This window comes from Chitinimonas sp. JJ19 (assembly GCF_036961565.1).
Classification (GTDB): Bacteria; Pseudomonadota; Gammaproteobacteria; order Burkholderiales; family Chitinimonadaceae; genus Chitinimonas.
In genome coordinates, this window is record NZ_JBAMDD010000014.1 from 101,989 (window position 1) to 111,030 (window position 9,042).

The window sequence follows — 9,042 nt, forward strand, 5'->3', positions numbered from 1 at the left end:
GGCGCTCATCGATGACTTGACGTCATTGCCGGCCCTCAAAACCCGTACTTATGCTGCAGGGCCTTGATGGTGGCGTGCTCGGTCTTGATAAAACGATCGAATTCGGCAATCAGTTTGGGGTGGCGGATGCTGGAGAGGTAGTACTGGCTGTCCTGAATGGGCATGAGCTTGGGATCGGGTACCAGGGCCTGCTGGATGCCCATATGCTGCAGATGATAGCGCCCGACCTGCAGGGCCATGTTGGCGCCGTCTACGCGGCCCAGCAGGGTCATGCGCAGCAGGTTGGCCGGGCCCGGGGCCTCTTCCACCTTGATCTGGCCGGCTTCGACCTCGGCCAGGTATTTCCACGGTGTAAAGCCACGCACCATGCCCAAGGTCTGCATGGGTAGCCCCAGGCGTGCAGGTTGGACCAGGATCACATCCTGGAAGGTCAGGGTGGGCACGGAGTAGTGGATCTGCCGGCCCTGCTTCTGTGCCTTGCCCCAGCGCGGATGATCGGGATACACCAGATCGACCCGATCACGCACATGGTAGGGCGTGATGCGTTTGATCGGCAGTGGCAGGTAGGTGAACTGGTGGCCGCTGTGTAGTGCAAACAGGTCCAGCAGCTCGCGGGCGTAGCCACGGTACTGTCCGTTTGCCGTACTGTAGATGGGGAAGTAGTCGACATCCTCGACAGCGACGGTATAGCTGGCGGCGCTAGCCTGGCAGGCCATCAGGTAGGTTGCGCCAGCTATCCAGGCACGCATGGTATCAGGCCTGTGTGCGTGCCTTGACCATCTTGACCAGGCGCTCGAACAGGCCGATGTCCTGTTCGTTCTTGAGCAGGGCGCCGGAGAGCGGTGGCAGCCCATTGCCTGCGCGTAGTGCCGTGGGCGGCACCTGGTCTGCCAATAGCAGCTTGAGCCAGTCTATCAATTCCGAGGTCGAGGGCTTCTTCTTGAGGCCGGGCATGTCGCGCAAGGCGTAGAACAGTTCCATGGCTTCGCTCAGCAGTTCCTGATGCAGTTGCGGGAAGTGCACGTCCACGATCTGCCGCATGGTGTCCTTGTCGGGGAAGCGGATGTAGTGGAAGAAACAGCGGCGCAGGAAGGCGTCTGGTAGTTCCTTCTCGTTGTTGCTGGTGATGATGATGATGGGGCGATGCCGGGCGGTGATGGTCTGGCGGGTTTCATAGACATCGAAAGCCATGCGATCCAGCTCGCGCAGCAGATCGTTGGGGAATTCGATGTCGGCTTTGTCGATCTCGTCTATCAGTAGCACGGCTTGCTGTCCGCTCTCGAAGGCTTCCCACAGTTTGCCGCGCACAATGTAATGGGCAATATCGTTGACCCGTGGGTCGCCCAGCTGGCCATCGCGCAGGCGCGATACCGCGTCGTATTCGTAAAGGCCTTGTTGGGCCTTGGTGGTGGACTTGATATGCCAGCTGATCAGCGGGGCTTTCAGGCTACGGGCGATTTCTTCGGCCAGCAGGGTCTTGCCGGTACCCGGCTCTCCCTTGATCAACAAGGGGCGTTGCAGGGTAATGGCGGCATTGACGGCCAGCATCAGGTCTGGCGTGGCGATATAGCTGTCGGTACCGGTAAAGCGTGGGGCGGAACTCATGCGTGCATCCTGTGTGGGCACCTGCCACGGGGCAGGTTCGGTAAGATGCCGCGATTTTACGGGCAGAGCCGGCCTGGCTGCCAACTCTGCCTGCATGGCGCGCTTACAAGGCGCTGCTTACTTGGCGTAAGCGGCTTCGATATCGTCCAGCGACAAGTGCCAGCGATCCAGCATATGGGCATAGATGGCCAGTTCCGGTTCGGAGATCGAGCGGTCGGCCTTGGCCATATCCAGTGCCAGGGTGGCGACCAGCAGCTGCTTCTTGGGTTCGGTTACGGTGTCGAGCAGATCATCTACCCGTTGGCGGTCTACCAGCTGGATACGGCCCTCGTCGTCGGCCTCATCGCTGAGGTCGTTGCAGTAGGCGTGCAGCACTTCGATAAAGCGGGTGCGGCTGATATCGAGTGCTTCGTAGATATGCAGGGTTTCCAGGCTATCAATCTCGCGCGGGTCGAGATTGCCGTCACTCATCATCAGCATCACCAGCAGGCGAGCCATGGATTCGGGGCTGTTGGCGGGGTATTTCTTCATCATCGCATGTGCTCCTGCTCGTTCTCGGTTTTGTAACAGCGATCAAACAGCCGGGACGGAATGCCCCAGGGCGTTCAGGAATTCGGCCGGTACGGCGGCCAGCTTTTTGTTCTGGTAATCGAAAAATACCACGCCTGTCTTGGCATGGAGTACTTCACGGCCATCGGATTGCTGGCGGAAGCGGTAGTAGAGGTCACAGCCATACTTGCTGAATTCGTCGGCGGTGACTTCGGCGACCAGGGTTTCGCCCCAGAATGCTTGGTTCTTGTAGACCAGTACGGCATCGGTTTGAATCAATCCGTAACCGGCTATGTCCAACTCGCTGAAGCCCAGCGATCGCAGAAACCGCAGCCTTGCCTCGTGGGCCAGCGTGAGCGCGGAGTCGTTGCCCAGATGACCACCGTAGTTGATGTGGCCTATGCCTATCTCGATCAGGGTGGAATAGGGGAAATGCTCGGGCAGATCCAGTTTTACGCGGGCCATCTATCGATCATCTGCTAGGTTCTTGTGCCGAGTGTAAGCCTCGCTGCGGTCTATCGGCAACCGCAGGGCTATAGTGAGTGGATGGATGTATCTGCGCTGCATCTGAGTGGAGGGGTGACATCATGTATCAACGCATACTGGTACCGGTGGACGATAGTGAGACGTCAAGACAGGCCTTGGTGGAAACCACCCGCTTTTGCTGCGAACAGCATGGCAAGACCCGCTTGGTGCATGTGATCGATCTGGCGCAGTTCACCTGGGGAGGGGCTGAGTTCGTGGATGTGGGTGAATTGCAGACCAACCTGCGGGAGAACGGCCGCAAGGTGCTGGAGAGCGCACATGCCTTGCTGCAGGAAAATGGCGTGGAAACCGAGACGGCGATGATAGAAATCTGGGGTGGTTCGATTGCTACCGCCCTGATCGGCGACGCGAGGAGCTGGCAGGCTGATATCATCATCATGGGTTCGCATGGCTGGACTGGCCTCGATCATCTGCTGATGGGCAGTGTCGCGGAAGGGGTGATCAGGCATGCGCCCGTACCGGTTCTTCTTTTCCCCATCAAGCGCCAGAAATAAGTGTCTGAATCTACCCTCAAACCCCTCGTGCCCCTGGCGGTGACTGATCATCGTCGCGACATACTGGGCTTCAAGTACATCTACCCAGTGGTTTCCCGCCGTGCGGGTGGCGTCTCGGTAGGCATCAACCTTAATCCCAACAATGCCTGCAACTGGCGCTGTGTATATTGCCAGGTACCTGAGCTGGTACGCGGCAATGCACCGGTGCTGGATCTGGCGCAGCTGGCTGATGAGCTGGATGCGATGCTGGAAGAGATCGTACATGGCGATTTCATGCAGCGTAGCGTGCCGCAAGAGGCGCGCAGACTGAATGACCTGGCGCTCTCCGGCAATGGTGAGCCGACCTCCAGCAAACAGTTCGGTGAGGTGGTGGATCTGCTCGGCGATGCCATGCGGCGTTTTGGTTTGCTGGGGCAGATCAAGCTGGTGCTGATTACCAATGGCAGCCAGATGTACAAGCCTGCTGTGCAAGCGGCACTGGCCCGCATGGCGGCATTGGGGGGAGAAGTGTGGTTCAAGTTTGACCGGGCACCGGTGGCGGGATATAGCGAGGTCAACCAGATTGCCTTGAGCGAGGCACAGGTCGTGCGCCATCTGAAGGCGGCCACGGCGCATTGTCCGACCTGGTTGCAGACCTGCATGTTTGCCACGGACGGGCTGCCACCCTCAGAGAGTGAGCAGCAGGCGTGGCTTGAGCTTGTGCAGTCAGCATGTGCGGAAGGCGCAAAACCCGAGGGGGTGCTGCTGTATGGACTGGCAAGACCCTCTACCCAGCCGGAAGCCCCGCGCTTGAGCCGCCTGCCAGAGGCCTGGATGCAGGCTTTCGCTGACCGCATTGCAGCTTTGGGGCTGGCGGTGAAACTGAGTCTCTAGCTTGGGGTTGAAAATGCAAAACGCGCACCCCAAGGTGCGCGTTTTACTTTTCGGATACTAGGTCAGGCTTACTGGCCTTCGAGCTCACCCTCTGGGCGCGCTTTGACGGCTTTTTGCAGGCTTTTGTACAGATCCGGGTGGTTCTCCTTGAGATACTCGATAATTTCGAAGTCCTCGCGGCGAACCCGGGTCAAATCTACTTGCTCCACATGTACCAGACGCAACAGCTCCTTGACGGGCTTGGGCATGTTGCGGCCGCTCTCATAGCGGGAGCCACCGCTTTGTGTAACGCCGATCTTGGTCCAGAACTCTTGTTGGTTCAGGCCCAGTTTGCGACGCACATCGCGGGGGTTGAACATCTTGTCGAATAATTTCATGGCGGTCGTCCGCAATCCTGTTATATCGGTCTGTCATGCCGGCCACATTGGCCGATATGTCGAATGCCGGTGCTGGCTGTAAATGCCAGTCTGACGCCAAACTAGCTGCTTGGTTCATGCCCCCCTGCAGTCGGCATACATCCTGAGTCTAGCGCAATGCAATTTTACTGCGACTCTGCGCTATGCGCGAGGCATGTTGCAATGCGACGCTGCTTATGCCAGCCATTTTGACATCAAAACCACCTGTTTGTCCTTTACAAACAACAGCATTTGTAAAATTTATCACTGTGATGCTAATTTTGTATTGGACGATAAATTTTTCGAAAGGTAGTCTTAAGGCATGATTTCGGCAGCAAATTGCCCTACCCGGGTTTTTGTTACTAATCACACCGCCTGTCTAGGCAAGTTCCGGGAGGCGAGGATGATGCTTTCCCGCTGCTGCTAGGGCTACGGCACCGAGTCTACGAGGGCAAAATTTTGCGCGACGGTATGATATATCTAATATTCCCTTAGTGACTGACTTTATTAGGGTTATCCCCTAGTTTTTGCGGGGTGCAACTACCGGCGTGTTTGTTAGACTCGACGGTTTTGATGGATCAGCAACGGGCCTGCCGGGCCAGAAGCGACAAGGTATGAGCACACTGGTTGACAAGATAGTTCAGGAAATCCGCGATGATATCTTTCGGGGTGGCCTGGCTCCGGGCGAGCCCTTGAAGCAGGTGGAGCTGGCCAATCGCTACGGTGTCAGCCCCATTCCCCTGCGAGAGGCCTTGCAGCGCTTGCAGGTGGAAGGCTTGGTCGAGTATTTCGCTTACCGTGGTGCCATTGTGGCGCGGATGCGCAAGGGCGAGGCTGCTGACATTGCGGATATCCGCAACGCACTGGAGGCGCTGGCTTTCCAGATTGCCATGCCGACGATGGACGAGGCGCTGATTTCCAGCCTGGAAGCCATTACCAATGAACTGGAATCGCCGCGTGGTCTGGATGCCAGTTTCTTCATGGAACGTCTGCATCACTACTATGCGGTGTTGCTGTCCAAGTCCAACAGACCGCTGTTGCTGGACATGATACAGACCAACCTCAAGCGCGCTACCCGCTATTATGCGGAGGTCGTGCGCATTACTAATGGTCAACGCCCGGCAGATGCACCATCGCGCCATACCTATATCGCTGCGTTGAGGGCTGGGGATGTGGGCTTGCTGGAGCAGCACATGCAGCGCCTGCATGCGGCCTATGTCAGTTTTATCGAGGCGAACTTCGAAGACTGAATGGTTGCTGCATAGAACAACAAAGCCGGCATAGCCGGCTTTGTTGTTTCGTGGACTTGGTGATCAGTGCTCGTTCTCGGCATTGAGCCAGTGATCAAGCTGATCCAGGGTGTAATAGAGCTTGTCGATGGAGGTGTCGGGTTCTGGCTTGTCGTCGAACTTGCGCCAGTAGCGCGTATGCGCCTTGCGCGATAGCCAGCGATCCTCTTCCAGGGCCTCCCGGTTCAGGCTGACACCGTGGCGGGCCAGGATGGGCTCCAGCTCGTCGGCACGGCGGCGTAAATCCTCACGGGTGTGCTGATAGGCGTGCTCGCACATGTTCTCCCGGTCGGAGTAGCTGAACACGTTGGAGAAGAAGATTTCTTCATCGCCGTGGCTGGGTTCGAACAGTACGACGTCGGCACCCTCATAGGTATTGGCGTAACGCTGCATGCCAACGCGCATGCGCGAATGGATGATGGAGCGGAAGGTTTGCGATAGCACGACGGGCAAGCCGCCGCGCATCAGGCGATCTCGGGTATTGGGATGCCCATGCGGCGCCAGGCGGGCATCGAACGGCACGATGGGGTTGATGCAGATGACCAACTGGGCGGCTTCATCAAGACTGATGGAGGTGTGCAGGGTCTTCTTCAGGGCGCCATCTACATAATGATCACCGTCGATCTCTACCGGCGGAAACAGACCTGGCAGGGCGGCTGAGGCTTGTACAGCCTTGGAGATGGGTACGTGATCGTGACCGCGGCCGCCGAATTTGACCGAGCGGCCCGTGTCGAGGTCGGTGGCGACGATATAGAGCTTGGTCTTGAGTGCGCGAAAATCGTTGGTGCGGCCACCGCTGGTAAAGACGCGATTGAGGAAGTGGTCAATTTCGCTATTGTCGAACAGGCCGGTAGGTATGGCGTGAGACAGCTGCATGAATGCGCCGGTCAGGCCGACTTCACGCGGATGGGTGATGAAATCCCAGAACGAATCCAGCAGCAGCTCGGGTATGGCCATCGCCCGGCGGAAGTACTCGCGATAGGCGGGCCGCAGGAACTGATCTGGCTCGAATGGAATATCACGCGAATCATTGGTGATGAAGATGCGGTACATCTCGCTTGGAGAGATGCCGTTGGCCAGCGCTGCCGAGATAAATCCCCCTGCGCTGACGCCGACATAGACATCCAGGTCGGTGAAGTCCATGCCTACCAGGGCCTCATCGAGGGCGCATAGGGCGCCTACTTCATAGATGGCGCCTAAGGGGCCGCCTGCGGCCAGGTTGAGGCCGATCTGTGGCTTGCTGGGTTTACGCGTGGCGCGTGGCATGGTGCTACTCCGGGGAGGCGGGGCGTGGATTGTAGAGCAATTGCTTGGTTAACCACTATGGGTAGATACCAATGCTCATTGCGCTATGCCAGGTTCTGGTGGAATGCCCCTGCGGTGAGCACAAATCCATTCCAGCAGAATCCAGCAAAACGGGGCGGGCGTTTAACGCACCGCCCCGTCTAGGCTGTATTGACCAGATTAGGCCTTGGCAGCAGCGGCCTTGGCTTCCGGCTTGGCTTCTTCAGCCTTGGCAGCGGGCTTGGCGGCTTGCTTCTTGAGCAGCTCATTGACGCTCTTGTTCAGTTCGTCGATGCGCTTGTTCAGGTCGGCCAGATCCTTGTTGCTGGGCACGCCCAGTGCATTCAGGGCGCGGGCAACGCGGTCTTGGAACACTTGTTCCAGCTTGTCCCAGGTTTCGGTAGCTTTGCTGGTTACGGCCACAACTTTCTCCTCAGCCGACTTACGGCTCTTTTCTTCAACTTGCTTGCCGGCTTCGACCAGGCCGTCGAATGCCTTGACGCCTTCACCCTGGGCCTTGGCGAAAGCGCCCAAGCCGGCCAGCCAAATCTGGTTGGCGGATTCGAGGATGACGTGGGCGTATTGTTTCTCTTCGGTAGCTTTCTTCAGCGACTTTGCCATGATGGACTCCTAGTTCTAAAAGTGGAAAACAAAAAACTTGAAATGGTGGGCGCGTTGCGCCGAACTTGCGTTACTCCCAAGCACCGCTCTGGCCGGCGGCTCTTATAATCGACCACCAGAATGCTTGCTTGGCGACCTGTGTTGGAATGAATTATCGCGAGGTAGTTGCGCTAAGTGCCAGTTTTTTATCGGTTTTTTCTATTGGCGTCTGGTGTCGAAACCACACTGTCGTATCATCGCAACGTCGTAGTTCCGCCCCTTTTGGGTGCAATCGCTTGCTGCAACGGGCTTTCTGCCGATGCGTTTGCACCACGCTGTAGGATTTTTGCCAATCACTTTTTTGCCACAGCATGCTTGCCATATCTGATGAAGAGATAGTCCAAAGCGGCCTGAGCCGTCCTCGTTACCTGCTGGCACGCTGGCAGGCAGATCGGCTGGCGGTGACCTATGCCGACCTGCGGGGAAGTGAGCGCTATGCTCAGGCGACGGCTTTTTTCCTGAGCGATCTCTACGGCCCCAGGGATTTCTCCAAGCGCGACCAGGATGGCGAGCGCATTGTTGGCAAGATGCGGGCCTTGCTGCCTGCGCGGGCGATGGCGGCGATACAGAGTGCGCTGCACCTCAATCGACTGAGCCACGAGTTGGATGCGGCAATGGCAGTGCAGCTATTCGACGAAATGGGCTTGTCGACCATTGACGCCGCCAGTTATGCCGAGGCGTACCGCCGCTGCGGCCTGGATGCCAGGCGCGAGCAGATTGACCTAGTGGATAAGCTGGGGCATGAGCTGGATGCGGTGGTGCAGAAGCCATTGGTACAGCTGGCGCTGAAGTTGGCGCATGGGCCGGCGCATATGGCCGGTTTAGGTGAGCTGCAGGACTTCCTGGAACGCGGCGTAGCTGCATTCCTGCATATGAAGGGGGCTGATGAATTTCTGGCGACCATATGCGAGCGGGAAACGCGAATACTGGAGCGGATTGCCGCACGCGATCAGGATCCCTTCTGTTGAGGGCATGCTGTTGCGGATGATTGCAGGGTTTGAGATTGCCATTTACGCCTTGCCCATGCTATTCGCGCGCTCACTAAACTTATATAGCAAATTTCGATCGTCACACCGCCGAACGCCCCGCTTGCGGGGCGTTTTGCATGGTTTTTGGGTTTTCTTTTGATTTTTTGTGGCCCATCCACTTGCATCACGCACGAGTTGGCGCGGGTTTTGCGGGGCGGGGTTAAAAAAGTAGGTGTTGCGGAGATATTACAGATCAGCGACTTAGGCGATATGGCGCAGAAAGTCGCGGAATTTTGCGGAGGAGGTGTTGACGGGTACGGGGAGGGTGCGTATAGTTCGCTTCTCTGCTGCTGACGCAGACAAAAACGAAGCGAAACGG

10 protein-coding genes and 1 pseudogene are annotated in these 9,042 nt (G+C 57.6%); 4 read left to right on the forward strand and 7 right to left on the reverse strand.

Annotated features, from left to right (window positions below; translation table 11 throughout):
• Positions 1 to 35: 35 nt before the first annotated feature.
• The 4 genes from V7714_RS16360 to V7714_RS16375 form a co-directional block, all read right to left on the reverse strand.
• A complete protein-coding gene (locus V7714_RS16360; RefSeq protein ID WP_335710671.1) occupies positions 36 to 749 on the reverse strand; it encodes a substrate-binding periplasmic protein in 714 nt (237 codons plus the stop codon).
• Between the two features lie 4 nt (positions 750 to 753).
• The gene (locus V7714_RS16365; RefSeq protein WP_335710672.1) at positions 754 to 1,605 is read right to left on the reverse strand and encodes an AAA family ATPase; all 852 of its coding nucleotides are present in this window, start codon (positions 1,603 to 1,605) and stop codon (positions 754 to 756) included.
• 117 nt (positions 1,606 to 1,722) lie between these two features.
• Positions 1,723 to 2,139 carry a hypothetical protein gene (locus tag V7714_RS16370; RefSeq protein ID WP_284197661.1) on the reverse strand — a complete coding sequence of 139 codons (417 nt, stop codon included), beginning with the start codon at positions 2,137 to 2,139 and terminating at the stop codon, positions 1,723 to 1,725.
• 39 nt (positions 2,140 to 2,178) lie between these two features.
• A complete protein-coding gene (locus V7714_RS16375; protein ID WP_335710673.1) occupies positions 2,179 to 2,619 on the reverse strand; it encodes an acyl-CoA thioesterase in 441 nt (146 codons plus the stop codon).
• 122 nt (positions 2,620 to 2,741) lie between these two features.
• Between V7714_RS16375 and V7714_RS16380 the strand changes: the two genes are divergently transcribed.
• Positions 2,742 to 3,194, forward strand: a complete 453-nt coding sequence (locus tag V7714_RS16380; protein WP_335710674.1) for a universal stress protein — start codon at positions 2,742 to 2,744, stop codon at positions 3,192 to 3,194.
• Positions 3,195 to 4,067, forward strand: a complete 873-nt coding sequence (locus V7714_RS16385) for a radical SAM protein (protein ID WP_335710675.1) — start codon at positions 3,195 to 3,197, stop codon at positions 4,065 to 4,067.
• A gap of 68 nt (positions 4,068 to 4,135) precedes the next feature.
• Here V7714_RS16385 and V7714_RS16390 read toward each other — a convergent pair whose 3' ends face one another.
• A complete protein-coding gene (locus tag V7714_RS16390) occupies positions 4,136 to 4,444 on the reverse strand; it encodes a helix-turn-helix domain-containing protein (RefSeq protein ID WP_290330849.1) in 309 nt (102 codons plus the stop codon).
• A gap of 632 nt (positions 4,445 to 5,076) precedes the next feature.
• On the opposite strand from V7714_RS16390, the gene V7714_RS16395 reads away from it, so the two are divergent.
• A complete protein-coding gene (locus V7714_RS16395; RefSeq protein ID WP_335710676.1) occupies positions 5,077 to 5,712 on the forward strand; it encodes a GntR family transcriptional regulator in 636 nt (211 codons plus the stop codon).
• A gap of 63 nt (positions 5,713 to 5,775) precedes the next feature.
• Here V7714_RS16395 and V7714_RS16400 read toward each other — a convergent pair whose 3' ends face one another.
• Both V7714_RS16400 and V7714_RS16405 read right to left on the reverse strand, forming a co-directional pair.
• On the reverse strand, positions 5,776 to 7,017 hold the full coding sequence (locus tag V7714_RS16400; protein ID WP_335710677.1) for a patatin-like phospholipase family protein: 1,242 nt from the start codon (positions 7,015 to 7,017) through the stop codon (positions 5,776 to 5,778).
• 198 nt (positions 7,018 to 7,215) lie between these two features.
• The gene (locus tag V7714_RS16405; protein WP_284197654.1) at positions 7,216 to 7,656 is read right to left on the reverse strand and encodes a phasin family protein; all 441 of its coding nucleotides are present in this window, start codon (positions 7,654 to 7,656) and stop codon (positions 7,216 to 7,218) included.
• 350 nt (positions 7,657 to 8,006) lie between these two features.
• Between V7714_RS16405 and V7714_RS16410 the strand changes: the two are divergent.
• Positions 8,007 to 8,576, forward strand: a pseudogene (locus V7714_RS16410) (FFLEELY motif protein); the annotation flags it as partial.
• Positions 8,577 to 9,042 lie beyond the last annotated feature (466 nt).